The following is a 25081-nucleotide window of genomic DNA, read 5'->3' as shown; positions in this document are numbered from 1 at the left end:
GATATTCAAACCAATACATAACGACTCAATTACGCCCTAACAAACTGTAATTTATATTTAAAAATAATATATAACTTTTATTTATCATTTAAAATTAGCTGCGTGGAACATATTAAATTAACTACACAATCCATTTTCTAGGCAATTTATGCCAAAAATTAAGGTTTTGTTTTTTAAATTTAAAAATTCTCCTAGTTTTTTGTGGATAAGTTTAATGATGAATGCTCTCTTTCAGAGTGGAAAATTAAATATTGTTTTTCACTTTTTCATTTGAATATTAGGGTAAAAAAGTGCTTTTTTTCACAAAAAATAGCTTCTGAATATCCATAATGTTCATTTATCCACAAAGTTACACACATCATTTTGATCAATAAATCAGCTAAATTCAAGTTTATTTTTAAAGTGAGTTTTATTTTTATTGTGATCAATTTAATGATATCGATTAAAAATACATCGCCAATAGGAAATATATACACTTACATATTTGTTCAATATTTAAACATTTTTTAATAAAGTATTATATATTCGGTTTAAAATTCTGATTTTTCTATGTAATTTCTATTTTTCAGCTTACATTTAATCCTTATTTCTCAATATTTTTCAAAAAAATAAATATATTTGGAGTAAATACTCTATTTTTTTTGAAGAAAGCTGATTAATATGCGCTTATGGAAAGTTTCTGTTGCCAAACAATATAGAAAAGGACGAAAAATGAAAAAAATTGCACTCGCTATTGCTGCTACTTCTATCTTTGGAGTAAGTGCTACAACTCAAGCTGCTATTAATATTTGTGTATTTGACTTACTTGGTAAATCAGGTGAATCATTCCAGATGGCACAAGAGTGGGCGCTTTCAGCTAAATCTTGGGGAACAGACGTTGTTTTGCTACCAAAACAAGACGAAGCTGTTGCAGATAACGATTTTAAAGCTGGTAAATGTGATGGCGTATTCATGACGGCAATGCGTGCACGTCAGTATAATAAATTCGCAGGCTCAATCGATTCAATTGGTGGCGTGCCAAGCAATGCCATTGCTCAAAAAGCGATTACGTTTGCTCTGGATTCTCGTAATGCAGCAAAAATGACCACAAACCTTGGTGGTAAAAAATATGAAGTTGCAGGTATTGCACCATTAGGTTCAGCTTTTATTTTCGTTCGTGATAAGAGCATTAGCTCGATTGAAAAAGCAGCTGGTAAGAAATTCGCTGTGTTGAGTTATGACAATGCTCAGAAAATTTTAGTACAACGTGTTGGTGCTCAAGCTGTGCCTTCAGATGTGACTAACTTTGTTGCTAAATTCAACAACGGCCAAGTCGATATGGTTGGTGCTCCTGCTTATGCTTATAAGCCATTAGAAATCTATAAAGGTTTAGGTACCAATGGTGCTATGTTTAACTTCCCAGTTTTACAAGTTACTGCAGATTTAGTCATTCGCCCTGAAAAATTCTCTGCTGGTTTTGGTCAAAAATCTCGTGATTATTTTATCAAAAACTTACCAAAAGGTTTTGCAATGATTAATCGTCTTGAAGCGGGTATCCCTGCAAAATTCAAGATGAATCTAACTGCTGATGATAAATTAAAATATCAAAAGTTAATGCGTGATGGTCGTCTTGAATTAACCAAAATGGGTATTTACGATGCATCAATGATGTCTGTTTTGAAAAAAGCGCGTTGTTCTGTTGATAAAGCAAACTTTGAATGTTCACTTGGTGGTGAATAAGATTTAAATCTTATTGAATCCATGAGTTGATACTAAAAAAAACCAGTTCATTGAACTGGTTTTTTTTATGTCTATATTTTTTCTTCTGACCAATATTTAATTCAAATAAAAAGGGAAATGCCGCTAAGCATTTCCCTTCCTATTCATTTATTGAATAAATGCTAATTAAGCATCAATATCCGCATTCAGCGCATTTTCTTCAATGAAAGCACGACGTGGTTCCACATCATCACCCATCAAACAAGAGAACATACGATCGGCTTCAATTGCATCATCAATCGTCACTTGTAGCATATTACGATTTTCAGGATCCATTGTGGTTTCCCAAAGTTGTTCAGCATTCATCTCACCCAAGCCTTTATAGCGTTGAATCATCATGCCACGACGAGAATCAGTCAGAATCTGCTGCCATACTTGGTGGAACGTAGAAACATTAATCTTACGATCACCCTTTTGTAAATAAGCACCATCTTCAAGTAGCGTAAACCAACTCTTCGAGTTATGTAATAAGCGCTTATATTCATTCGATGCCAATAATCCAGCATCCAACAAATAACTATGTGGCAAATTATGTACATAAACCGTAATACGAGGGAAATAACCCGTCGTTTTACTTCCATCTGTATGATCTTTTTCAAAAGCCTCTAAGCTTAATTCTGGACGTAGGCTTGGCTGCATTTTTTCAATTGCTGCACAAAGATTACCCCCCCATTCTTGCACATAATCCACATCATGATTGTGATCAAATTTATATGCATCTAAGCTAATTAAACCATCAAGCAATGTCGCAGGATAACGAACCGTTAAACGAGCCAAACTTTTTTGAGATGTTTGATAATCTGCAATCACTTTTGCTAATGCATCACCACGGATTGCCGGCGCATCAGCACTCACATGCAATTCCAATTCATCAATAGCATTAGAGATAAGATATGTTTCGAGTGCATCATTATCTTTAATATATTGTTCTTGCTTACCTTTCTTTAATTTATACAAAGGTGGTTGAGCAATATAAATATAACCGCGCTCTACTAGCTCAGGCATTTGACGGAAGAAGAAAGTGAGCAATAGAGTACGAATATGTGAACCATCGACATCCGCATCGGTCATGATAATAATTTTGTGATAGCGCAATTTATCAGGATTGTACTCTTCACGACCAATACCACAACCTAATGCAGTGATGAGCGTACCGACTTCTTGTGACGAAATCATTTTGTCAAAACGAGCACGTTCCACATTCAGGATTTTACCTTTAAGTGGAAGAATCGCTTGCATCTTACGGTTACGACCTTGCTTTGCAGAACCGCCCGCTGAGTCACCCTCGACTAAGTAAAGTTCAGAAAGTGCAGGATCTTTTTCTTGGCAATCTGCCAACTTACCTGGAAGACCAGCAATATCTAAAGCACTCTTACGACGTGTCATTTCACGTGCTTTACGAGCCGCATCACGCGCACGTGCTGCATCTATAATTTTACCAGCAATTGATTTCGCAGCCTGAGGATTCTCTAAAAGATACTCCGTAAAAGCTTTATTCATCGCTTGTTCAACAGCGGGTTTAACCTCGCTTGATACTAATTTTTCTTTGGTTTGTGAAGAAAACTTAGGATCTGGCACTTTTACTGAAACAATTGCAGTTAGACCTTCACGAGCATCATCACCTGTGACAGCAACTTTTTCTTTTTTCAGTAAATTTTCATTTTCCATATAGCTGTTCAAACCACGAGTTAACGCAGCACGAAAACCAGCTAAATGTGTTCCACCATCTTTTTGTGGAATATTATTGGTAAAACAACGTACATTTTCTTGATACGTATCATTCCATTGCAAAGCAACTTCAACACCAATGCCATTATCAGCTTGTGTTGTAAAATGAAATATATCGTTTAAATGCGTTTTGCCTTGGTTAATGTATCTTACAAATTCAGATAAACCGCCTTCGTAATCAAAGACATGTTCTAAAGCAACACGTTCATCTCTTAGAACAATACGCACACCTGCATTTAAAAATGAAAGTTCACGTAAGCGACGTGCCAAAATGTCTACATTAAAAATCGTTTGACTAAACGTTTCTTCACTTGGCCAAAAACGCACTGTTGTTCCAGTCGTTGTTGTGTCACCAATCGTTTTTAATGGGTAAACAGGATCGCCATGTTTATATTCTTGTTGATGAATATGTCCAGCACGATGAATCGTCAATTCTAATTTACTTGAAAGTGCATTAACAACAGAAACACCTACGCCATGCAAACCACCAGAAACTTTATAACTATTGTCATCGAACTTTCCGCCCGCATGTAAAATAGTCAGAATCACTTCTGCTGCAGATACACCTTCTTCAGGGTGAATGTCTGTCGGAATACCACGACCATTATCTGTCACACTTACGGACTCATCTTCGTGAATATTCACAAAAATTTCATCACAATGCCCTGCTAAGGCTTCATCAATGGCGTTATCCACCACCTCAAATACCATATGGTGCAGACCTGAACCATCATCCGTATCACCAATATACATTCCTGGACGTTTACGAACTGCATCTAGACCTCGTAATACTTTGATACTAGAGGAATCATAAGCCTTTTCAATGGTTGGTTCTGTTTGAGAAGCTGCTTGGTCTTCTGAACTCATGGTTTCTCCCTAGTGAAAAATAGGTCTTTCCAAAATTGGTTAAAATCTAAAATCATGGCACAACGACACTTACCTGACCTTGATCTACATTGAATAACTGATATGAAATAGACAAATCATGTAAATGTTTTTTTACTGATTCATGGTCTAGTGTGGTAATAAAAACTTGACTACCAAGTTGGCTCAATCGTTCAATTAAACGTTGCTGTGCACTTAAATCTAATTCTGCTGTCACATCATCTAATAATACCACAGTTTCCTTATTACAGGCGTGCAACATCGCGATTTGTGATAGTTTTAAAGCCATTATTAATAACTTTTTCTGCCCTCTGGAAAGCACAACATCCGCATCTCCCATCGGGGTTTTTAAACGTATATCTGCACGGTGTGGGCCATATTCTGTATAACGTCGATCTACATCTTTTTGATGATATTGAATCAAATCATTAGCCAAACCTTGTTCCACGTGGAACCCTGCACTGTATTCCATCTCAATGCTTAAATCAGGCAAAAGTTGCGCTAAGTCTTCTTGTAGGCATTGCTTCCATTGCTCAACAATTTCAACTCGCTGCGAATGTAATACTTCACCATAATCACTGAGCATTTTATTCCACGGTTCTAATTCTGATAAACTTAAATTACGCCGTGTTTTAAGCAGGCTATTTCGTTGTTTAAGTGCTCGAGAATAGTATTGCCAAGCATGGTAAAAGCCCGGTTCCACGTGAAACATGAGCCAATCTAATAATTGTCTTCTAGGTTTAGCACCATGATCAATAATATCTGTACTTAATGGATCGATTAATTGCAAAGGTAAAATTTTTGCCAGTTGGCCTTGTGTTGCAACAGTATCACCATTCACTTTAATGAGCTGTTCACCACTTTGCATTTTCTGCATACCAATCTTTTCTGAGATTGATTGTGCAAAAACGATAGCATCCACTTGATTATTTTGAATGTAATTTTTAGGAATATGCGTGCGAAAAGAACGCCCTGTTGCCAATAAATGAATGGCTTCTAATATTGATGTTTTTCCTGAGCCATTTTGTCCATAAAAAACATTAAACGGCTGCAACTCATGGAGTGCAACCGTTTTCAAGTTTCGAACACGTTGTATGTTTAAACGCGTAATATGCATAATAAAAGATTTAAAGACTCAATCAATTAAACACGCATTGGCATAACGACATAGGTTTGGTTTGGTTGCGTAGGATCTTGCACCAATACAGACTGGTTAGCTTCTGACATGGTCATTGCCATATCATCTCCATCCAATACACTTAATACGTCCAAAATATACTGCGCATTGAAAGACATTTCCAATGGTGCACTTGCATATTGAATCGCTAAATCTTCAATCGCTTCATCTTGCTCAGGATTATTGGCACGTAATTGTAATGTATCTGCATTAAAATTAAGGAAAACTCCGCGTAATTTTTCATTACTTAAAATCGCAACACGTTGCAAAGATTGCTTGAATACGTCATGCGGAATAGTTACCACTTTATCACCACCACGTGGAATTACACGGCGATAATCTGGGAATTTACCGTCAATCAGTTTCGTTGTGAAACGAACCGTAATATCACTTTGTTCCTTGTCTTTACTTTGCGTTTGAATCGTAACATTTAATAATTCACGTCCAATAAGCAAAGTTAATTGTTCATCTTCTATGCTTAATAAACGTTGCAACTCCCCCACAGCCTTACGTGGAACAATAGCTTGCACAGGTTGTGTTGTTGTTGAAGACGCTAGAGTTTCACAAAGCGCTAAACGGTGGCCATCGGTTGTTACTGCACGCAATTGATTAGCATCAATTTCCAACAAAGTTCCTGTCAGATAAAAACGTACATCTTGAACTGCCATTGCAAATGCTGTTTTTTCAAATAAACGTTTAAGCTCACGCTCAGTGACTTGAACTTGAGTACCCTGACTATTTTCATTGGTCAATAATGGGTAATCTTCAGCAGGTAAGGTGCCCAGTACAAAACGGCTATTTCCAGATTTTAAAATACAACGTTGATCTTCAGTAATTTGTAAATCAATCAATGCGGCTGTCGGTAGTGATTTACAAATATCAACCAATTTACGTGCAGGAACAGTCGTTTCCCCTGCCTGTAAACACGCACCTTCAACTAAATTTGTACTTGCAACTAACTCCACTTCTAAATCCGAACCAGTAATAGTAAGCGATTGATTCGTAACTTGAATTTTAACGTTTGAAAGAATATTTAAAGTATGGCGACGCTCAACTGCTCCAACGACATGAGATAAAACATTGAGCAAGCTCTCTTTCGCGATTTTCAAACGCACGGTGGAATTCCTCTAAACTAAATATAACTAAAACGGGGGCTAATAAATTTTTTTAATGACGTACTATGCGGCAGTTTATGCCGCATTGCAAGTGTAGAATTTGTTCAAAATTTAGCTTTGTAGCAAACGCATGAGGTTTTTATAATCCTCATTAAAAATTGGATCTTCGTCGCGTAAGCTTTGCACTTTTTCACATGCATGCATCACGGTACTGTGGTCACGTCCACCAAAAGCCATACCAATTTCAGGGAAGCTATCACCCGTTAATTCACGAGCTAAGCCCATCGCCAATTGACGAGGTCTTGCATAAATACGTGTCCGCTTAGGACCCACCAATTCTTTCAATGGAATTCTAAAATACTCACTCACCACACGCTGAATATTTTCCGTACTGATGGTACGTGCACGAATCGCTAAAACATCTTTCAACGATTCACGAACCACGTCTAAATCAATTGCAGAACCTTTAAAACGTGAGATAGCAACGACTTTATTCAATGCACCTTCTAATTCACGCACATTGGCAACCACTTGTTGTGCAATGAATAAAGCGCAATTGCGTGGCAAATCGATACCGCTGCTTTCTGCTTTTTTAAGCAAAATTTCAATACGTGTTTCAATATCTGGTGGCTCTACACCAACAGACAATCCCCATGAAAAACGTGATACCAAACGAGGATCTAACTCAGTTAACTCTTTTGGATAACGGTCTGATGTCAAAATAATTTGTTTAGATTCATCAAGTAAAGCATTGAATGTATAGAAAAATTCCACCAGACTTGCTTCTTTACCTGCGAGTAAATGAATGTCATCTACCAACAATAAATCCAAAGATCGGCAATTCTTTTTAAACTCTTCAACCTTACCTTTTTGCAGTGAACTGACAAAATCCTGAACAAAACTTTCCGCAGTCATATACATCACACGTGCATTTGGCTTGGCTTGTAATAAAGCATTGCCTACCGCTTGCATTAAATGCGTTTTACCTAATCCTGTCGGGCCATATAAAAATAATGGATTATGCTGAGATTCACCCAATTGTGTTAAAACTTTTCGGCAAGTTTCCGCAGCCATTTGGTTGGAACGACCTTCCACAAACAAAGCAAAATTAAACAATGGATTGAGTTGGCGTTTTTTGATGTTTTTCGGTGTAACAACATCATGTTCTTTCTCTTTTTTAGCTCTTTGCGGCGCTTGTTGATGCACAGAACTCTCTAAAGCAGCTGTTGTAGTCGCAGGTTGCTCAGATGCTGACAGAATTGCACCAGGTCGAGAGTCGACATGTATTTCTACTTTACGAATACGGCCCTCTGACAATTGTTCCGCCAGAATAGAAATCAATTCTAAATGGTGCTCTTGAATATATCTTGTCCAATATGGATTAGGTGCATACAGTCTTAGAGTATCTGCTACTTCTTCTGCAACCAAAGGACGAATCCACATGGCAAAGACATTATCAGAGAGCTCTTGTCGCAAGCGAGTTAAGCAGTCCGTCCAAAGCATGTGAAACCCCTTCATTCTATTTTAAATTTAAAAAAGACCAATCCCCCAGATAAAGGGGTCGCCATTCTAACCAAGTTATCCACATCTGTCATGACTAATTCAGTCCAAACTGCTCAAAAAAGCAACCTTCCGCAAATAAATTTAAATTCAAAGCACTTGTGGATAATGTTTTACACAAGCTGTGGATAAATTATCACATAAACTTATCCACAATCTATCAAATTAATAAAAACAGCAATATCCACAAGCTAAATTCATGTTAATTAATAGAAAAACACGGTTTTCCACACAAAAAATGCCTCCTAATAATAATAATCTTTTAAATTTAAATTTGAATTTATTTATAAGGATCCAGAATTCTGTGGATAAAACACAAGTTATGAATTTAAATTCAAAAACTGAGGAAATTAAATTTAAAAGAATATTCTCTTATGGATAACTTTGCGGATATGCTTGTTGGTAACTATTATTTATACTATAAAATAATAAGTTATGTTGTGAATATATATTTTTTAATATTTATAGAGGATAAATAAGACAACTGATTTATTTGTATAAAAATACAGCAACCATAAAAAGAAAAGTGTATATTCATTGACAGCATAAAGAATGCACAATACAATCGCGAACCTTTAGAAAGATCAATTTTGGAGTTTCGATATGAAACGTACATTTCAACCATCTGAATTAAAGCGCAAGCGCGTTCATGGTTTCCGTGCTCGTATGGCTACTAAGGCTGGTCGTCAAGTATTAGCTCGCCGTCGTGCAAAAGGTCGTCATAGCTTAACTGTTTAATTTATTAAACCGTTAGCTGACGACTTGGGTGTTATGTCTCTTTATAGTTTCAGTCCAGAGGTGAGAATCCGCTGTGCTGCAGATTACAAAGGTGTATTTGATGGTGCGCTTTTTAAAGTGCATCAACCCCATTTTATATTCTTAGCAAAATTTACCGAGCAGCCTAAAAGCCGTTTGGGTATAGTTGTTGCAAAGAAAAAAGTGCGCCGTGCACATGAAAGAAATCGAATAAAACGTTTAACGCGTGAAAGTTTTCGCTTAAACCAGCAAAGTATAGATTTGTTGGACATTGTTGTTATGCCTAAAATAGGTATAGAAGCAGTTCCAAATGCTGAACTTTTTCAGCAACTCGAATTTGCTTGGTTGAAATTGCAGCGCATTGTTAAAAAGCACCAAAAAATAGCTCAATCTTCCCCTCAAAAATAGAGGAAACCAATGATTCGTTTATTGCATTGGTTGATTCGTTTCTATCAAATTGCGATTAGTCCACTCATTGGGCCTCGTTGTCGTTATATTCCGACTTGTTCACAATATTCGTTAGAAGCAATCCACACGTATGGCGCATTCAAAGGCTCATGGTTAGCCACAAAGCGTATATGTCGTTGTCATCCTTGGGGTGGACATGGTTACGACCCTGTGCCTAAAAAAACAATTCGTTTTATTTCATTTCAGCAAATAGATTCTCAAACGCTTCATGTTCCTGTACCCTTGCGTGAACGTTTATTGAACCAAAAACACTCTAACCACTTGGGGTAATAGATATGCAACAATGGGCCAGGTTTGCGATCCTCGGAGCCATGCTAGTCACAGCATATTTGCTCATTTTGGCTTGGCAAAAAGACTATGGTCATAGCACGACAACGACTAAAGCTGAAACTCAGCAAACTGTTGTTGCGCATGATGTGTCTGCCGATTTGCCAAATGGTCAAAAGACTGCAGCGACTAGCGACGTTCCGCAAGCAAATATAGCTGCTGCGCAGCAGAAGGCTGTTGCACCAGCTACAGCAAATCAACAACTGATTTCAGTACAAACTGACCTTTATCATCTTTGGATTAGTCCTAAAGGTGGTGATATTGTGCGTATTGAATTACTCAATCATGACAAGAGCAAAGATAGTGATCAGCCTTTTGTTATGCTTGAAAGTGATGCAAAACGTACCTACGTTGCTCAATCTGGCTTGATTGGTCTAAATGGCCCGGACAGCAATCCAAATCGACCAGACTATGAGTTTGAAAAAGTGGCTTATACAGCTGCTGATGCAAAAGACGTAAAAGATAAAGACGGCAAAACAGCTAAAGTTTTATCTGTACCAATGGTCTATAAAACTGCCGATGGCGTAGAAATCATCAAGACATTTACTGTGAAAGAAGGTAAATATCCGATTGATGTGAGCTATCAAGTAGTCAACCGTAGTGCGCAAAATTGGCAAGGTCAAATGTTTGGTCAAATCAAACGTGACAACTCTGACGATCCAGGTAAATCTGACCAAGGTATCTTTACCCTTGGTACATTCCTTGGTGGTGCATGGGGTACGCCAGAAGCGCATTACAATAAGCTAAAATTTGCGAATTTTACTGAAGAAAAACTCAATACCGAAGCAAAAGGTGGTTGGGTGGCTATGGTTCAGCATTATTTTGTGAGTGCTTGGATTCCAGGTCATTTTGGTGGGCAAGAATACACTGCAAAACTAGAGTCTCGTAAATCTACAGATGGTATGAATATCATCGGGTTTACATCTCCGACGATCAATGTTCCTGCTGGTAAAGCAATGAGTATTGATGCGACATTCTATGCAGGTCCAAAAGTTCAATCAGAATTGAAAGATTTAGCTGTAGGTTTAAACCAAACTGTAGATTACGGTTGGTTATGGCCAATTGCTAAATTATTATTCCTTGGCTTACAGTTCTTCCATGGCATCGTAGGTAACTGGGGTTGGTCAATTATTTTATTGACTGTGTTGGTGAAATTGATTCTGTGGCCATTGTCGTCTAAGAGCTATCGTTCTATGGCGAAAATGCGTGTGATTGCACCTGAAATGCAACGCATGAAAGAAGAGTTTGGTGAAGACCGTATGCGTTTCTCTCAAGAAATGATGGCGCTTTACAAACGTGAGCAAGTCAATCCACTTTCAGGTTGCTTACCATTGCTTCTACAAATGCCAATCTTCTTAGCATTGTATTGGGTATTGATGGAGTCTGTAGAACTTCGCCATGCACCGTGGATGCTTTGGATTCAAGATTTGTCAGCAATGGATCCTTGGTTTATCTTGCCGTTGATCATGGGGGTAACCATGTTTGTTCAACAAATGTTGAACCCGCAACCTGCTGATCCGATGCAAGCGAAAGTCTTTAAAATCATGCCAATCATGTTTACAGTATTTATGCTGTTCTTCCCTGCTGGATTGGTTTTATACTGGATTGTGAACAACTCGATCACGATTTTACAGCAATGGTTTATCAACAAAAATGTTGAAAAAGCTAAGCTCAGTAAAGATGTGGCTTAATTGATTTAATCATCATTAAGCAATAGCTGAAAAAATCCGCTTGAGATGGTAATCTTAGGCGGATTTTTTTATTGCCATAATTTGAGTAGATTTAGATGAGCAACACTGTAAACCAAAGCACAATTGCAGCAATTGCGACTCCGCCTGGACGTGGTGGTGTTGGTGTTATTCGTTTGTCTGGTCCTAAAGCTTATGCGATTGCAGAGTCTTTAACTCAAAAGACTTTACCTAAAGCAAGATTTGCAGGTTTTCGTCAGTTTTTAGATGAAAATGGCGAAGTGATGGATGAAGGTTTGGTCATTTGTTTTCCAAATCCAAATTCATTTACAGGTGAAGACGTAGTTGAATTACAAGGTCATGGCGGCCCTGTGATTCAAAATGCATTATTGGCTCGTTTATTAGAACTGGGTGCAATTGCTGCCAAAGCAGGCGAATTTTCGATGCGTGCTTTTGAAAATGGCAAAATGGATTTGGTTCAAGCTGAAGCGATTGCAGATTTGATTGATGCTACATCACAAGCAGCAGCTCGTTCGGCAGTCCGTTCTCTACAAGGCGTATTTTCAAATAAAGTGAATTCTGTTTTAGAAAAATTGATTCATTTACGTTTGCATGTAGAAGCTGCGATTGATTTTCCAGAAGAAGAAATCGACTTTTTGGCGGATGGAAAAATTTTAGCGTTGTTGCAAGAGGTACAATCATCTGTCACAGCTGTTCAGCAATCTGCGCGTCAAGGTCAGTTGTTGCGTGAAGGTTTGCAGGTGGTGATTGCAGGCAAACCGAATGCGGGTAAATCATCTCTATTAAATGCACTTGCAGGTAATGATCGCGCGATTGTGACGGATATTGCTGGAACAACACGTGATGTTTTGCATGAAAAAATTAGCTTAAATGGTTTGCCGATTACCCTAACTGACACCGCTGGTTTACGTGAAACAGGTGATATTGTAGAAAAAGAAGGCATTCGTCGTGCGATTAAAGAAATAGAACAAGCAGATTTATTATTGTTGGTTTATGACTTAAGCCAAGGGGAAAATCCTTTAGCACTAGCGGAAAATTATTTTGCTGAACATATTGAACCAAAGCGTTTAATGTTGATTGGAAATAAATGCGATTTGACGGATCAAAAGCCTGAACTGAGTGATTTTGATGGTTTTAGACATATTACGGTTTCAGCCAAGCAAGAGATGGGCGTACAAGCGCTTATAGAAGCGATTACAGCACATGCAGGCTTTCATCCAGAAGAAGATACCTTTATTGCACGTACACGTCATTTAGATGCAATGAAGCGTACTCAGCACTATCTAGCCGAAGCACATGAGCAGCTTGTGGTTTACCATGCTGGTGAATTGGTCGCTGAATCGCTACGTTTAGCACAAAATGCTTTGGGTGAGATTACAGGTGACTTTAGTGCTGACGATTTGCTGGGTGTAATTTTTGGATCTTTTTGTATTGGGAAGTAAAAATTACTGATCCTTGATGTTTGAAACGGTATCTCAAAGCTGACTTCGGTCAGCTTTTTTATTAAAAGTTATTGTTTTGTAAGCTGAATTTACAACTTAAAAAGAATTGTTTATGGTGATTAATCATTACCCCAAATAAAAGGTTTGATCCATGAGAAAAACACCTTTATTGCTTTCGGTTCTTGTTTCGATGCTGACATCCAATGTTTGGGCTGAACAAGATGATTCTAAGATTCTTGAAGAAGCAGCAAAAAATAATATTACAATTGTGCAAGCACTCAGAGCCAATGATGAAACGCTTGTAACCTTGCAAGGTCATATTGTTGGTCAAATTAAGCATGAACATTATGAATTAAAAGATACAACGGGTTCGATAACGATAGAGGTTGATGATGATTTAGCCACAGCAGATCAATTAAAAGTCGGAACAGAAGTAAAAGTTGCTGGTGAGATAGATACACATCGCTACAAACCGACAGATATTGAAGTGATAAAAATTGAAATAATCAAAGAATAATATATCGATTTTTAATCAATATGTAAGTGTAAATACTTACATATTGATGCAATATTTTCTAACTGTATTTTATATTTAAGTGTCTGATGAATAAGTAAATACACAATATACCAACACCTAAGCAAAACCCAAGAATACCCACCATAAAACCAAAGTGATCTGACAAATACCCTGCTGTAATGATCGGTATGATGGTTCCAAAATAAGCAATAAACAAATAAGTGGAAACTACTGCTGCACGATTTTCTGTATTGGTCATATGATGAATTAAAGCAAAAGCACCCAGCAAACTTAAACCATGCCCGATTCCCACACAAATAACACTGAAAAAGAACAGCACACTCCAATGCATGGTCATACAGATTGAAAGAATGACATAACTCGCGATCAGGAAGATCAAACCTACATTTAATGTTTTATGCATGTCTAGGGATTTAGCAAACCATTGTACTGATGCTGAAATCAGCAAAATACTTGCAATTGTTGCACCACTAACCAATGGGCCATGCCACGGAATCACATCTTTGATGAATGACGGCGCTAATGATGCAAATAAACTAAACGAACCAAAAGCACAAAATGCGCTAAAACTGGCAATATAAAATAAAGTTTTAAATTGTGGTTCAGGATGTTCCAAGTGGGGTGCGATTGAAAATGGTTGCTTCTCGAAAGAAGCTGTTTTAATGGTAAATAGGCTGATTAAGCTTAAAATTGCAGCAAAAATGACGGGTAGATATGGAGTAATAAGTGGCTGATCTGAAAATTGTGCGATCGCTCCACCAATAAAAGGACCTAAGCCAAAACCCATTACAGTAATAATAGAACTGAGCTGTGCTGCATTCTGCTTATGTGATTCTGGGATGGTATATATTAAACCTAACATGGCCGATGTACTGATTAAACCAGAAGCAATCCCAATGATAAAACGTCCAAAACCAAGTAAATAAGTATTTGAAGCAAAGACAGAAAGCGTTAAGCCAATCACTGCAAAAAACAAACCGATTTGTAGTGTACGAATAAAGCCAAAACTATTACTGGTGCGTCCTAAAAATAATAAAGTGGTCAAACAGCCGAACATATAGGCGACAAAAATATAGGTAATTTGACTGGGTAGTAGATGCCAAAGTTGTTGATAAATTGGATATAAAGGGCTGGCTAAGGCTGTACCAATAGTCCCAATGCACAAGGCGAGGCTGATCATTAAAAATGGTCGCCATGATTGCTGATTCATGAGTTTTGAACTGTATTTGCAAATAAAGATTGCACATAAAAAAAGCCAAGCTCTAGCGTATTGAGCTTGGTATGGAGGATTTTGACTATTTAAAAAGATTAAAACTTAATCAATATAAGGTCAATTGATTTTTAACTGTTTGTTATAAAATTATGCATAGCGTTTTAATAACTGAATAAACGTTTGTAGCTCATCCTCATTGGCTGTTGTCGAATCAGAAATCACATGTTCTCTTAAATGTGCTTCAATCAATTCATTCATTAATCCATTGACAGCGCCTTTGATCGCTGCGACTTGCTGCAAAACATCGATACATGATTTTTCTTCATGTTTTAACGCAGCTTCAACAGCATTTATTTGCCCTTGTATTCGCTTAACACGGTTTAAAACTTTTTTATTTTGATGTAAATGACCCATGTGCAAGCTCCAAAAAAATATACTCCCTTATAGTATATTTGATTATGAAATAATATACTCTATGGGAGTATCTAGGATATCATTCAAATGCAATTTAAAACGATAAATCGTGAGCATAATCATCAGTTTGATGAAGGGAACCCACTTGCACAAAAGAAAATACTTTTGGCAACGATATTGACTGGGCTCATGATGCTTTTTGAAATAGCTGGGGGTTGGATTTTTAATTCGATGGCCTTGCTTGCAGATGGTTGGCATATGAGTTCACATATGCTCGCTTTAGGCATGGCTTATGTGGCGTACAGGGCTGCACGTCATTATGAGACTGATATTCGTTTTAGTTTTGGAACATGGAAAATCGAAATTCTAGCGGGTTATAGCAGTGCGATTTTATTGATGGTTGTAGCTTTATTCATGGCTTTTCAATCCATTGAACGCCTCTTTCATCCTGTACAAATTCATTATAATGAAGCCATTTTGATTGCTATTTTAGGGTTAGTGATTAATTTGATTTGTGCATGGTTACTGCATGATGACCATCACCATCACCATTCGCATGAGCACGGCGATCGTTACGAGCACGATTTAAACCAAAAAGCTGCATTTTTACATGTGGTTGCAGATGCTTTGACCTCTGTTTTAGCAATTATTGCACTGATAGCAGGTAAGTTTTTAGGTTGGGATTTTTTAGATGCTGCTTTAGGTATCGTTGGTGCAATTCTTGTTGGAAAATGGTCTTTGGGATTGATTAAAGAAACAGGAAAAACTTTATTGGATGCAGAAATGGATCATCCTGTTGTAGATGAAGTGCGTGAGATCATTGAAAGCTTACATATAGAAGCTAAAATTACAGACATTCATGTTTGGAAAGTCGGTAAAAACAAGTTTTCAGTCATTTTGGTTTTAGAAAGTCATAATAAAAATCTAAATGCGGATATGGTTCGTCAAGCATTGTCTATTCATAAGGAATTGGTACATATTTCAGTGGAAATTAATCGGCCAGCTTTGTTTAATTTTGTTCCACGTGAAACCCATTAAAGACAACAGTTTTCAAACATGTAGATGGATAAATTATGTTTTAATGCCCTACACTATTTTTTTAATTCTAAGTCTATATGTTAAAGCAATTTATCGCCTTGAGTTTAAGTTTAGGACTATGCAGTACCAGTTTTGCCAATGTGGATAATGTGAAAGCGAAGCTGCTACAGCAATATCCCAATGTAAAAATTAATAATTTACAAAGTACTGAAATGCAAGGTTTGTATAGCGGAACATTAGATAATCAAATCGTGTATGTAAATGAAGATGCACAGCATTTATTCATTGGTTCGATGATTCGTTTGAAAGATCAGCATAATTTAACCAAAGATTTAGTGGTCAAACAAAATACAGTAGATTTTAAAAGCTTGCCTTTAAATGATGCAGTTAAATCGGTAAGGGGGAATGGTAAGCGACAGCTTGCCATCTTTTCTGACCCAAATTGCCAATATTGCAAGGCTCTTGAAGGGAATTTAGCCAAGTTAAATGACGTCACCATTTACACGTTTATTTACCCAATCAAAACTCAATCGATTATTTCTTCAAAGCAAGTTTGGTGTTCTGCCAATAAAGAATATGCGTGGAAAAACTTACTTCAAAAAGAGATTAAACCTACTGCTGCAGCCACTTGTGAAACCCCAATTGAGCGTAATCTTGCTTTGGGTAAAAAGTTAGGTTTACAGGGTACGCCAGCGATTATTTTTTCAAATGGTTATAAAGTGATGGGAGCTTATCCCGCTGAAGAAATTGAGAAAATTTGGAAACAGTCGGGTCTATAATTATTTTAAAATAGAACACTACTTTTATTCAAAAAAGCTATTCAGTAAAAAATTATCCAACCCAAAAAGCACTGAATTTTCAGTGCTTTTTTATGAGATGTGTAATCTAAGACGAATGATCAATAAAAACTTCAAGTGAATAAAGATTAAGTTCGTTTAGCGATCATGTTGTAGATAAATAATATGATAATTGCTCCGATGACAGATGCAATAAAACCTGCTGATGCGCCTTTTTCATACAAACCCAGTAATTGTCCGCCATAGGTTGCAAGCAATGAACCGACAATTCCGAGTACAACTGTTACGATAAATCCTGCTTTATCATCCCCCGGGTGTATTGCACGTGCAATGAGACCTGCAAAAAAACCGATAATGATTGCCCAAATCAGTGACATCATCATGCTTCTCCTTTTTCTTTATTTTATCTAGAGTTAAGAAATTGAACTTATTTATCTTTGAATATTTATGCTGAGAGTTAAAGCTTTTCTCTGCTACAAGTTGTTGCATTTTTGTTCACTTATTAAAATGGTAAATACAAAAAAAGCGACCGAAGTCGCTTAATGATTTTAGCTATAGCTACATTCTTTTAAATTACAAACCAATTTCGCCAATAAAAGGAACATGACGATACTTTTGATCATAGTCTAAGCCATAACCGACAATAAATTTATCTTCTACTTCAAAACCTAGAAATTTTACATCGAGATCAATTTCACGGCGCGAGGGTTTACTCACTAAAGTACACAACTCAATCGAATTCGGTTGGCGTGTTTCTAATATTTCTAAGACTTTGCTCAAAGTATTACCAGAGTCGATAATATCTTCAATGATAAGAATGTCTTTTCCATGAATTTCGCCGTCTAAATCTTTTAAAATTTTAACGTCACGGCTTGAAGTTGTACCACCACCATAACTTGAAACAGTCATGAAATCGAGTTCATGGGTTTTTGTGATTGCGCGGCAAAGATCTGCCATGAAGATGACTGAACCACGTAATAAACCGATTAATACTAGCTCTTTGTCGCTATTGGCATAATGCGCATCAATTTTTTTACCAAGTTCTTGAACTTTTGCATGAATTTCTTCGGCAGAAATCATCACTTTCATTTCAACAGTCATGGGAAATACCTAAAACTAAAAACATCAAATTCACAAATTAAAAAAGGCGTTGACTAGCAACACCCTAAAATATGCGTTAATTTTAAAACATATCAGATCAAGATGCATCTTTTTTGGCATTGTAAAATGTAAATTTCCAATGATTTAATGTGCATCTTTTTTTAATAGCAATGCACATACGATAAATACAGTGCTGATTAAAATGATCTTTTTCTTAGATTTTCCTGATTTTTGCTGCTGATTCGGTTTTTTGCTCATAGACTTTGTTTCCATAAACATAAGTGGCTTGAATATTGCGATCATCTCCCATGGTAAATAAGGCAAATAAAGCATCTTCAATATTTTTAGCACGTTGTTGGCGAAGTTGTTGTAAAGCTGTTGCTTTCAAATTAAGCACAACAAAATCGGCTTCTTTGCCGAGATTAAAATTACCCAATTGATCATCCAAGTGCAGTGCTTTTGCACCACCGAGCGTGGCATGATAAAGCGATTCCAATGCAGAAAGTTTATCACCCTGTAACTGTTGAACTTTATAGGCTTCATTCAGTGTTTGTAACTGGCAGAATGATGTACCTGCACCAATATCTGTACCTAAACCGACTTTCACTTGCTTATCCCAAGTTTTTTTCAATGGGAATAAACCACTACCTAAGAACAAGTTTGATGTTGGACAGAAGGCAATTGCTGAATCTGTATCATGCATACATTGCCATTCATGTTCTTCCAAGTGTACGCAATGGGCAAATACAGAACGTTCCCCTGTTAAACCATAGTGGTGATAAACATCTAAATAGCCATTTTGCTTTGGAAATAATTCTTTGACCCAAGCAATTTCATTTTTATTTTCACTCAGATGTGTATGTACATAAACATCAGGATATTCGGCTTTTAACTGGCCTGCTCTTTCTAATTGTTCAGGTGTAGAAGTTGGTGCAAAACGTGGAGTAATTGCATAGAGATTACGTCCTTTGCCATGCCATTTCTCAATGAGTGCTTTAGAGTCTAAATATGCGCTCTCAGCTGTATCTGTGAGTGCATCTGGTGCATGACGATCCATCATCACTTTACCTGCAATTAAACGCATTTGATGGCGTTCAGCAGCTTCAAACAAAGCATCCACAGATTGGGGATGCACTGTACAGAAAACTAAAGCTGTCGTCGTTCCATTCTTAAGTAATTCATTGACAAAAAAATGGGCAATTTCATCGGCATAGTCTTTATCGGCAAACTGCATTTCTGTGGGAAATGTATAGGTGTTGAGCCATTCTAATAATTGCTCACCATATGCACCAACCATTTCAGTTTGTGGGAAATGAATATGTGTATCGATAAAACCCGGTACGATTAATTGTTCAGGATAATGATCTACAGGAATACTTTCATTTAATTGTGATTGCCCATCTTCCCAAGAACCAAACCATATGATTTTGCCTTGTTCTGTGATGAGTAAAGCATCTTCAATATAACGAACTTGATCTGAAATTTGAGATGCTTGTAGGACGGTATTTTGAATATCGAGAAAGCGACCACGAATCGCCGTTTTCTGAGCAACAGAAGACATGTAAAACCTGCAATTTATACTTTTTTCGAGTGATTGTACCTCAAATTTGTGGGTGAAGCTGTAAGCTGTTTTATCATTTTTAAATTTTGGTGCGTACTTCGTATATATCTAAAATACTGCTGGGAATGTTTTGATTATTCTTATGAAAATGTACATCTAGCAAAAAATATTTAACTAAATGGGGGGAGATAAAAATTAAAAGGAAAGCTGCTCAAGAAACCACTTTCCTTTCAAAAATTATATTTTTAAGGTTATTTTTTATAAGCTTGTTGAAGCTCCTGAATAATCGGTGCTTTAACGTCACCTTTTAAAATATATCGACTGATCATGCCTTGATCGGTATAGATATTCATAGAAATATCGTGATTCACAGATAAGTCATGTATTAGGCGATTGGGTACGATGATGCTGTTACGAGATCGATTTGAACCAAATTGAAAATCGACGTCTGTTGGGCCAATAGTATTAAATGAAAGGCTTTTTACACCATTGCTAAATACAACTTTGCTGATGTCGTATTTGTGATTGATGCTGTTTAACGCAATTTGAATTTTTATTGCATCTTGAAGAGAGTCATTTTTAATGACAGTAACAACAGGACAAAGTTCATCTGGCTGACAAATGAGCAAACCGTAAGTACGTACATTTGTCTTCGACTCAGGAGTGGTTGAAGCACAGCCAGCGATGAATAATGCACCTAAAGTAATGGATAACAATTTTTTCATAAACATTTCCTAATACAATCCCATAATCGTTAAATTTAACTAAAAATCACTTTGTTTATATGCTTGATGGTGAATCTGCATTGATGTTGTTTATTATATCTCTGATTAAATTGTCTGATCACAAGCATATTCAAAGTTAAGTTAATCTTGCTTAAAAAACATAGATTCTCATTATGCATGAATTCTATTTGTGTGAATTATAACACTCATCACGTGCTTAACATGAGCAAAAACATCAGATTTATGACAGCATTATCCTAAAGTAAAAACAAGCAAGCCTATCTAAACGATCTCAAAGCAAGTACAAAATTTTATATCATGGCATTTGTCATTGATATTATAGGAAAATCTATAACAGACATTCTATTTTCAGTATATCTGTTATCGCTGAGATATTGAGTGTTGAATCTTATTTAGGGAAAATAAAGGATGCGATTAGACGAACGCCAAAATCTTTAGGACTTGCATCTGTATCATGTGCCCAATATTTTACCCCACCGCCTATACTAATCAATTGATCATTTAAATTGATGATTTTAGTTGCCATTAAATTGACAGGTATTGTTGATTTTTCAGTGTTCCAATCGTAGGTTGCTTCACTATTGAATGAAATCGTCAAACTACTTGGATAAGTATAAGAAACAAAAGGTTGAAGAAAAGTACTATTCACATCTTCTACATCACCGTGATTTTCTACTGCCCAAAGATGATTTGCCAATGCACCAAATGTCCAACCTTCGCTTTGTTTTAAAATAACAGCTGTTGGTCCTAGACCATATTGGTCTGCACCTAATAATTTTTCTGAAGCCGTAGGCAGTAACATCGCTGTCCCCACTCCCCAAGTGATGCCATTAGAACCCGTATTTGAAGGTGAAAAGAATAAGCTTTGAACAATATCCCCTGTGCCCCAATCATCACTTTTATTGGTATTTTTATAGGTTTGATAATTTACGGGTAAAATAGTGCGTGAAATTAAATTCCAGTTTTCATTCAGTTCAATGGGAATAACAGGCTGAATATTGAGTTGATAACGTTGAACATTTTCAGCCGCACCAATATTATCATCAAAATTCAATTGGAAAGGTACACTGATCAAATTGGCAACAGGGTTCGAGAGTTTCTTTGCAAGGTCATCTGATTCCGCTGCGAATACACTAACACTCGATAAACTGAGTGAGCAGATTGTTGCTATTTTTGTTGCGCTAAGACATTTATTTTTGTTCATTACTTCACCCCATAATTGCTATTAGAAATCTGTTTTTTTGCTGTAATTATCATCAATATACTAATAATTAATCTATAATAGCAATCTATATTTAGTCGTAATGAAAACTTAAAAAGTGATTTTTTCTAGGTGTTTATTTTTGGGTATTCTTTTTTTGATGTACTATTTTTATAATATAAATAATACATGTGCCAATATTGATTACAGTTATTTATTTGGTGATTCACAGTAGGAAGATCATTTTAAAAGCGTATTTACAATGACACAAATGATTCATTTTGATGACCATGACTATCAGTCTAAATTGAAGAAAATTGTTTTTGATCAGCCTGCTTTAATGCAAAGATTGATTTATTTAAGGCAACTCAATACACAAGCTTATCTAAGTGCAGGTGTGATTCGAAACTTAGTTTGGTCTGTTTTACATCAACAAAATTATAAAATAGAGCAAACGGAAATCGATGTGATTTTTTATGATTTAACAGATGAGCATTCTGAACAACAACGTTTAACACGATTATTGAATCAGCAATTTCCAGAAAATGAATGGGATGTGGTCAATCAAGCCTTCGTACATACTTGGTATAAAACTGATAGAGGTTTATCCATTACGCAGTATTCATCACTTATTGATGCTTTGAGCGTGTGGGTAGAAACGGCCACGGCGATTGCTGTGCGTTTATTGGAAAATGATGATTTAGAAATCGTTGCACCGTTTGAATTAAATGATTTATTTGAGCTTAAATTGCGCTGGAATAATCGATTGGTCAGTCGTGACGTATTTATACAGCGTGTGCGATCTAAACGGTTTTTAGAAAAGTGGCAAAATTTACGCATTGTCGAAGTTGTAGAATAATTTTTTATATTTATAGAAGTTAGATCTTGGTTTTAAATAAAAAAGCCTTCCATATGGAAGGCTCTCTATTTCAGACTGAGACAGGATTTAAAAATTAAGAATTTAATTCCTGTTTCTTGTTATAACGAATAGATAACCATGCTGTAACGCTCAATACAACAGCGATAAAGCCTAATGAAATCCAAATTGGCATATGGAATACATCAAGCATAAGCATTTTAAAACCGATAAAGACTAAGATAATACCTAGGCCGTAAGGTAAATAATGCATTTTCGATGCTGAACCCGCCAATAAGAAGAACATTGCACGTAAGCCTAAAATCGCCATTAAGTTTGCGGTCAATACAATGAATGGATCACTGGTTACGGCAAAAATTGCAGGAATTGAATCCACCGCAAAAATTACATCTGAAGCTTCAACTAAAATTAAAACCAAGAATAATGGTGTTGCCCAAAGTAGACCATTTTGGCGAACAAAGAATTTATTGCCTTCTAAGTTTGGTGTGATACGAATATGTTTACGTAACCATTTTAGAATCGCCATATCTTCAATATTGGTTTCTTCTTCATCTTGCCCTTTAAGGAATTTATAACCTGTGTAGACAAGGAATGCGCCGAAAATATACAGAATCCAAGAAAACTCTTGTACGAACCATGCACCAATAAAAATAAAGATTGTACGTAAAACGATAGCACCCAATACGCCGTAGAGCAGGATTTTACGTTGTAAGCCTGGTGGAATAGCAAAGGCTGCGAAGATCATTAACCAAACGAAGACGTTATCGATTGCAAGGGATTTCTCTAGTAAATAACCCGCGAGATATTCCATGGTTTTGGTATTTGCAATGCTAACACCAGCGGTTTGCTGTAGATAAAGCCATAAACCACCCGCAAAAAGCATGGACACAGAAACCCATGCAATACTCCAATATGCAGCTGTTTTAATTTTAACGTCTTGACCTTCTTTTTGCTTAAACCCAAGAAAGTCGATGATGAGCATGATTGCAACGATAGCGAAGAACGCTAAATACAGCCATGGATTGCCAATAGTTTCCATAAAATTCTCCAAAATCTGGCAATCAGGCATAAAAAAACCTTGACCTGCTGCCAGATGATTAAACATCTGTATCAACATGATCAAGGTCTTGCCTACATCATCGGTGTTTTGATGATGCTCAGATACCGGCTTTTTGCAAAGCGTAATGACGATATTCTGACTGGAGGAGGCTACTCCCCTTGTTCGAAAACTGTTTAAAGAAATGTACACATTTCTTAATATGAGTAGAGAATGGCACATTTATAGCAATTGTGCAAATTTTGAATGAATTTTTACCTTTTTAATTTAAATACAAAATTTCACCATTGTTTTGAGATGAATAAAAGCATTGCTTTTATAATCAGCACGACCAATCTGTAACCGATTGTGCTATGAATGATTTTAGCCTGTAGAGCTGTAAAGGGTATTCATTATTTAGGATTGAAGTCTTTGCGCTGTACTAAAATAAGTGCCAGAATCGTACCCAATACAGCAAGTATTCCCCCAATGATACCGATATTATTTAACCCATAATGCGTTGTAACTAACCCACCGAGTAGTGCACCACCACCGATACCAACATTATAAAGACCTGAATAAATAGCCATCGCAACGTCAGTTGCATCAGAAGCTAAATTCAAAGTTTTGGCTTGCTGCGCTAAGCTAAAACAAATAATCGCCATTCCCCAAAATAAACTGAGAATACTAAAACTGGTAAAATCAGTTGAAAGTGGAATCAGTAATAACATTGAAATTGCAAGAATAGCGCTACTTAAAGGAATGGGTAATTTAGGATATTTTTGACCAAATTTCCCAAATAAATAAGAACCTAAGAAGCCAGCAGCACCATAGATCAACAATAAAATTGTGGTTTGTGATGAGCTAAAATGTGCAATATTTAAAGCAAAAGGTTCAATATAACTATAAGCCGTAAATTGTGCTGTGATCACTAGAGCGGTTAGCGCAAAAACAATCATCAGGCTAGGCCGTTTAAATAGCACTTTTAGACTGCTTAAAGAGCCAGAATTGACACTTGGTAAACGAGGCAAAGTTTTGGCAAGTATTAAACATACAACAGCTGCACCTACGGCAATTAAGCCAAAAGTATTCCGCCAACCGTAAGATTCACCGATCATACGGCCGAATGGAATGCCTAAAACCATCGCCAATGCTGTGCCTGTTGCAAGTAAGCCTAAAGCTTGAAATTCTTTGCCTTTGGGTGCAACGCGTACAGCCAAAGAAGCGGTAATTGCCCAAAATAGAGCGTGTGAAAATGCAATTCCGATACGACTGATCAGCAGGATATCAAAACTCCATGCCACATAAGACAAAATATGACTGACAACAAAAACGACAAATAAAGTGATAAGTAAAAGGCGCCGTTCAATATTTTTGGTCAATAGCATAATTGGGAGTGAAATCGGAGCAACCACCCAAGCATAGAGTGTGATCATGATGCCAACATCTGTGGCAGGCATAGTAAAACTGTGACCGATATCGCTGAGTAGTGCAACAGGAACAAATTCAGTGGTATTAAATATAAAAGCAGCAAAAGCAAGACTAATCACACTCACCCATTGCTGCGTTTCACTGGGCGATGGTTGACTAGGAGATGTTTGGGGAGATAGAGATGACATGGTCAATCAATTTAA

23 protein-coding genes are annotated in these 25081 nt (G+C 36.7%); 10 read left to right on the top strand and 13 right to left on the bottom strand.

Annotated features, from left to right (window positions below; all coding sequences use genetic code 11):
• The first annotated feature begins 711 nt into the window (after window positions 1–711).
• On the top strand, window positions 712–1719 hold the full coding sequence (locus CDA10_RS14945; RefSeq protein WP_089606384.1) for a putative solute-binding protein: 1008 nt from the start codon (window positions 712–714) through the stop codon (window positions 1717–1719).
• Window positions 1720–1884: 165 nt separating this feature from the next.
• On the opposite strand, the gene gyrB is transcribed toward CDA10_RS14945, so the two are convergent.
• From gyrB to dnaA, 4 genes are all read right to left on the bottom strand, one after another.
• Window positions 1885–4353 (bottom strand): DNA topoisomerase (ATP-hydrolyzing) subunit B, encoded by a 2469-nt coding sequence (gyrB, locus tag CDA10_RS14940; protein ID WP_089606374.1) that lies wholly within the window; start codon window positions 4351–4353, stop codon window positions 1885–1887.
• Between the two features lie 52 nt (window positions 4354–4405).
• Complete coding sequence (gene recF, locus CDA10_RS14935) at window positions 4406–5488, bottom strand: DNA replication/repair protein RecF (protein WP_089606373.1); 1083 nt, start codon at window positions 5486–5488, stop codon at window positions 4406–4408.
• 26 nt (window positions 5489–5514) lie between these two features.
• A complete protein-coding gene (gene dnaN, locus CDA10_RS14930; protein ID WP_089606372.1) occupies window positions 5515–6663 on the bottom strand; it encodes a DNA polymerase III subunit beta in 1149 nt (382 codons plus the stop codon).
• Window positions 6664–6774: 111 nt separating this feature from the next.
• A complete protein-coding gene (gene dnaA, locus CDA10_RS14925) occupies window positions 6775–8166 on the bottom strand; it encodes a chromosomal replication initiator protein DnaA (RefSeq protein WP_089606371.1) in 1392 nt (463 codons plus the stop codon).
• A 660-nt stretch (window positions 8167–8826) separates the two neighbouring features.
• On the opposite strand from dnaA, the gene rpmH reads away from it, so the two are divergent.
• The 6 genes from rpmH to CDA10_RS14895 all read left to right on the top strand — a co-directional run bounded on the left by rpmH (window position 8827) and on the right by CDA10_RS14895 (window position 13442).
• Complete coding sequence (rpmH, locus tag CDA10_RS14920; protein WP_000831329.1) at window positions 8827–8961, top strand: 50S ribosomal protein L34; 135 nt, start codon at window positions 8827–8829, stop codon at window positions 8959–8961.
• 33 nt (window positions 8962–8994) lie between these two features.
• Window positions 8995–9387 (top strand): ribonuclease P protein component, encoded by a 393-nt coding sequence (rnpA, locus tag CDA10_RS14915; protein ID WP_089606370.1) that lies wholly within the window; start codon window positions 8995–8997, stop codon window positions 9385–9387.
• A 9-nt stretch (window positions 9388–9396) separates the two neighbouring features.
• Window positions 9397–9717 (top strand): membrane protein insertion efficiency factor YidD, encoded by a 321-nt coding sequence (yidD, locus tag CDA10_RS14910; RefSeq protein ID WP_089606369.1) that lies wholly within the window; start codon window positions 9397–9399, stop codon window positions 9715–9717.
• Between the two features lie 5 nt (window positions 9718–9722).
• Window positions 9723–11465: a membrane protein insertase YidC gene (gene yidC, locus CDA10_RS14905; protein ID WP_089606368.1), complete on the top strand. Its 1743-nt coding sequence runs from the start codon at window positions 9723–9725 to the stop codon at window positions 11463–11465.
• Between the two features lie 95 nt (window positions 11466–11560).
• Entirely contained in the window at window positions 11561–12925 is a 1365-nt protein-coding gene (gene mnmE / locus CDA10_RS14900; protein WP_089606367.1) for a tRNA uridine-5-carboxymethylaminomethyl(34) synthesis GTPase MnmE, read from the top strand.
• 151 nt (window positions 12926–13076) lie between these two features.
• Window positions 13077–13442 (top strand): NirD/YgiW/YdeI family stress tolerance protein, encoded by a 366-nt coding sequence (locus tag CDA10_RS14895; RefSeq protein ID WP_089606366.1) that lies wholly within the window; start codon window positions 13077–13079, stop codon window positions 13440–13442.
• 58 nt (window positions 13443–13500) lie between these two features.
• On the opposite strand, the gene CDA10_RS14890 is transcribed toward CDA10_RS14895, so the two are convergent.
• Window positions 13501–14673, bottom strand: a complete 1173-nt coding sequence (locus tag CDA10_RS14890) for an MFS transporter (protein WP_089606365.1) — start codon at window positions 14671–14673, stop codon at window positions 13501–13503.
• Between the two features lie 150 nt (window positions 14674–14823).
• Complete coding sequence (locus CDA10_RS14885; protein ID WP_089606364.1) at window positions 14824–15090, bottom strand: metal/formaldehyde-sensitive transcriptional repressor; 267 nt, start codon at window positions 15088–15090, stop codon at window positions 14824–14826.
• Window positions 15091–15177: 87 nt separating this feature from the next.
• Here CDA10_RS14885 and dmeF point away from each other — a divergent pair, with 87 nt between their 5' ends.
• Window positions 15178–16128 (top strand): CDF family Co(II)/Ni(II) efflux transporter DmeF, encoded by a 951-nt coding sequence (gene dmeF, locus CDA10_RS14880; protein ID WP_089606363.1) that lies wholly within the window; start codon window positions 15178–15180, stop codon window positions 16126–16128.
• Window positions 16129–16205: 77 nt separating this feature from the next.
• On the top strand, window positions 16206–16907 hold the full coding sequence (locus CDA10_RS14875; RefSeq protein WP_089606362.1) for a DsbC family protein: 702 nt from the start codon (window positions 16206–16208) through the stop codon (window positions 16905–16907).
• A gap of 146 nt (window positions 16908–17053) precedes the next feature.
• On the opposite strand, the gene CDA10_RS14870 is transcribed toward CDA10_RS14875, so the two are convergent.
• The 5 genes from CDA10_RS14870 to CDA10_RS14850 all read right to left on the bottom strand — a co-directional run bounded on the left by CDA10_RS14870 (window position 17054) and on the right by CDA10_RS14850 (window position 21537).
• Window positions 17054–17305: a GlsB/YeaQ/YmgE family stress response membrane protein gene (locus tag CDA10_RS14870; protein WP_089606361.1), complete on the bottom strand. Its 252-nt coding sequence runs from the start codon at window positions 17303–17305 to the stop codon at window positions 17054–17056.
• A 193-nt stretch (window positions 17306–17498) separates the two neighbouring features.
• Window positions 17499–18026 carry a hypoxanthine phosphoribosyltransferase gene (hpt, locus tag CDA10_RS14865; RefSeq protein WP_089606360.1) on the bottom strand — a complete coding sequence of 176 codons (528 nt, stop codon included), beginning with the start codon at window positions 18024–18026 and terminating at the stop codon, window positions 17499–17501.
• A 214-nt stretch (window positions 18027–18240) separates the two neighbouring features.
• Window positions 18241–19587 carry a guanine deaminase gene (guaD, locus tag CDA10_RS14860; protein WP_089606359.1) on the bottom strand — a complete coding sequence of 449 codons (1347 nt, stop codon included), beginning with the start codon at window positions 19585–19587 and terminating at the stop codon, window positions 18241–18243.
• A gap of 251 nt (window positions 19588–19838) precedes the next feature.
• The gene (locus tag CDA10_RS14855; RefSeq protein ID WP_089606358.1) at window positions 19839–20312 is read right to left on the bottom strand and encodes a hypothetical protein; all 474 of its coding nucleotides are present in this window, start codon (window positions 20310–20312) and stop codon (window positions 19839–19841) included.
• Between the two features lie 409 nt (window positions 20313–20721).
• On the bottom strand, window positions 20722–21537 hold the full coding sequence (locus CDA10_RS14850) for a hypothetical protein (RefSeq protein ID WP_089606357.1): 816 nt from the start codon (window positions 21535–21537) through the stop codon (window positions 20722–20724).
• A 259-nt stretch (window positions 21538–21796) separates the two neighbouring features.
• Here CDA10_RS14850 and CDA10_RS14845 point away from each other — a divergent pair, with 259 nt between their 5' ends.
• Window positions 21797–22393 (top strand): nucleotidyltransferase family protein, encoded by a 597-nt coding sequence (locus tag CDA10_RS14845; protein WP_089606356.1) that lies wholly within the window; start codon window positions 21797–21799, stop codon window positions 22391–22393.
• A 94-nt stretch (window positions 22394–22487) separates the two neighbouring features.
• Here the strand turns inward: CDA10_RS14845 and CDA10_RS14840 are convergent, their stop codons facing one another.
• Together CDA10_RS14840 and CDA10_RS14835 are read right to left on the bottom strand one after the other, a co-directional pair.
• Window positions 22488–23450, bottom strand: coding sequence for a TerC family protein (locus CDA10_RS14840; RefSeq protein WP_089606383.1), 963 nt, complete (start codon window positions 23448–23450; stop codon window positions 22488–22490).
• 410 nt (window positions 23451–23860) lie between these two features.
• The gene (locus CDA10_RS14835) at window positions 23861–25066 is read right to left on the bottom strand and encodes a sugar transporter (RefSeq protein ID WP_089606355.1); all 1206 of its coding nucleotides are present in this window, start codon (window positions 25064–25066) and stop codon (window positions 23861–23863) included.
• Window positions 25067–25081: the final 15 nt, after the last annotated feature.

The organism is Acinetobacter piscicola (genome assembly GCF_002233755.1).
GTDB classification, from domain to species: domain Bacteria; phylum Pseudomonadota; class Gammaproteobacteria; order Pseudomonadales; family Moraxellaceae; genus Acinetobacter; species Acinetobacter piscicola.
Note: the sequence above shows the minus strand (reverse complement) of the source record. Positions and strands in the feature narration are given on the sequence as shown.

Excerpts from the sequence above, each read along its gene's own strand:
- CDA10_RS14945 (WP_089606384.1), top strand. The coding sequence starts at position 712 with ATGAAAAAAATTGCACTCGCTATTGCTGCTACTTCTATCTTTGGAGTA.
- gyrB (WP_089606374.1), bottom strand. The coding sequence starts at position 4,353 with ATGAGTTCAGAAGACCAAGCAGCTTCTCAAACAGAACCAACCATTGAA.
- recF (WP_089606373.1), bottom strand. The coding sequence starts at position 5,488 with ATGCATATTACGCGTTTAAACATACAACGTGTTCGAAACTTGAAAACG.
- dnaA (WP_089606371.1), bottom strand. The coding sequence starts at position 8,166 with ATGCTTTGGACGGACTGCTTAACTCGCTTGCGACAAGAGCTCTCTGAT.
- rpmH (WP_000831329.1), top strand. The coding sequence starts at position 8,827 with ATGAAACGTACATTTCAACCATCTGAATTAAAGCGCAAGCGCGTTCAT.
- rnpA (WP_089606370.1), top strand. The coding sequence starts at position 8,995 with ATGTCTCTTTATAGTTTCAGTCCAGAGGTGAGAATCCGCTGTGCTGCA.
- yidD (WP_089606369.1), top strand. The coding sequence starts at position 9,397 with ATGATTCGTTTATTGCATTGGTTGATTCGTTTCTATCAAATTGCGATT.
- yidC (WP_089606368.1), top strand. The coding sequence starts at position 9,723 with ATGCAACAATGGGCCAGGTTTGCGATCCTCGGAGCCATGCTAGTCACA.
- mnmE (WP_089606367.1), top strand. The coding sequence starts at position 11,561 with ATGAGCAACACTGTAAACCAAAGCACAATTGCAGCAATTGCGACTCCG.
- CDA10_RS14895 (WP_089606366.1), top strand. The coding sequence starts at position 13,077 with ATGAGAAAAACACCTTTATTGCTTTCGGTTCTTGTTTCGATGCTGACA.
- CDA10_RS14890 (WP_089606365.1), bottom strand. The coding sequence starts at position 14,673 with ATGAATCAGCAATCATGGCGACCATTTTTAATGATCAGCCTCGCCTTG.
- CDA10_RS14885 (WP_089606364.1), bottom strand. The coding sequence starts at position 15,090 with ATGGGTCATTTACATCAAAATAAAAAAGTTTTAAACCGTGTTAAGCGA.
- dmeF (WP_089606363.1), top strand. The coding sequence starts at position 15,178 with ATGCAATTTAAAACGATAAATCGTGAGCATAATCATCAGTTTGATGAA.
- CDA10_RS14875 (WP_089606362.1), top strand. The coding sequence starts at position 16,206 with ATGTTAAAGCAATTTATCGCCTTGAGTTTAAGTTTAGGACTATGCAGT.
- CDA10_RS14870 (WP_089606361.1), bottom strand. The coding sequence starts at position 17,305 with ATGATGTCACTGATTTGGGCAATCATTATCGGTTTTTTTGCAGGTCTC.
- hpt (WP_089606360.1), bottom strand. The coding sequence starts at position 18,026 with ATGACTGTTGAAATGAAAGTGATGATTTCTGCCGAAGAAATTCATGCA.
- guaD (WP_089606359.1), bottom strand. The coding sequence starts at position 19,587 with ATGTCTTCTGTTGCTCAGAAAACGGCGATTCGTGGTCGCTTTCTCGAT.
- CDA10_RS14855 (WP_089606358.1), bottom strand. The coding sequence starts at position 20,312 with ATGAAAAAATTGTTATCCATTACTTTAGGTGCATTATTCATCGCTGGC.
- CDA10_RS14850 (WP_089606357.1), bottom strand. The coding sequence starts at position 21,537 with ATGAACAAAAATAAATGTCTTAGCGCAACAAAAATAGCAACAATCTGC.
- CDA10_RS14845 (WP_089606356.1), top strand. The coding sequence starts at position 21,797 with ATGACACAAATGATTCATTTTGATGACCATGACTATCAGTCTAAATTG.
- CDA10_RS14840 (WP_089606383.1), bottom strand. The coding sequence starts at position 23,450 with ATGGAAACTATTGGCAATCCATGGCTGTATTTAGCGTTCTTCGCTATC.
- CDA10_RS14835 (WP_089606355.1), bottom strand. The coding sequence starts at position 25,066 with ATGTCATCTCTATCTCCCCAAACATCTCCTAGTCAACCATCGCCCAGT.